We start from the raw sequence: 418 nt of genomic DNA, 5'->3' as shown, positions 1-418 counted from the left end.
GTCGAGACACGTGCGTAGCCAATGAACATGAAAAGCCGTCTGAATAATCATTCCGATTGATCAAACCCATACGGTGATTTCCAGATGCAGTAAACAGACAAAATTATCGGGTCAATTCAAAGATTTCCAAATGGCTTGAGAGGCCGTTTGGAAAACGTCCGTTTGCTGAACGACCCATTCGCACGCAATGTGGTTCGACATGGATGATTGCAGTCTCGTCGCAAATAATGTGGTTACATTCGCAGACAATCCGATTTTGATCACTCAGATAGTCGCAGATAATTCGGTCGAATAATCACGATGTTTGCAGTTCAGAGCGATTATGAATGCAGTTCGCTACAGATAATGGGCATGTATTCACTTGGCATGACCAGATCCGGGCAACATGCCAGTGCGGCAAAGAACCCATCGAGCGCTT

Annotated in this window: 1 protein-coding gene; it reads right to left on the bottom strand. The window is 45.5% G+C overall.

Annotation, left to right across the window (positions count from 1 at the left end; genetic code table 11):
- Positions 1–320: 320 nt before the first annotated feature.
- Positions 321–418 (bottom strand): UPF0149 family protein (locus tag Q1A75_RS24370; protein WP_366142241.1); only part of this gene is annotated, 98 nt, incomplete at its 5' end.

The sequence above is a fragment of the uncultured Tateyamaria sp. genome, from assembly GCF_947504105.1.
In the GTDB taxonomy this organism is placed as follows: Bacteria; Pseudomonadota; Alphaproteobacteria; order Rhodobacterales; family Rhodobacteraceae; genus Tateyamaria.
The sequence above is the reverse complement of the archived record's forward strand: the minus strand, read 5'-3'. Positions and strand labels throughout refer to the sequence as shown.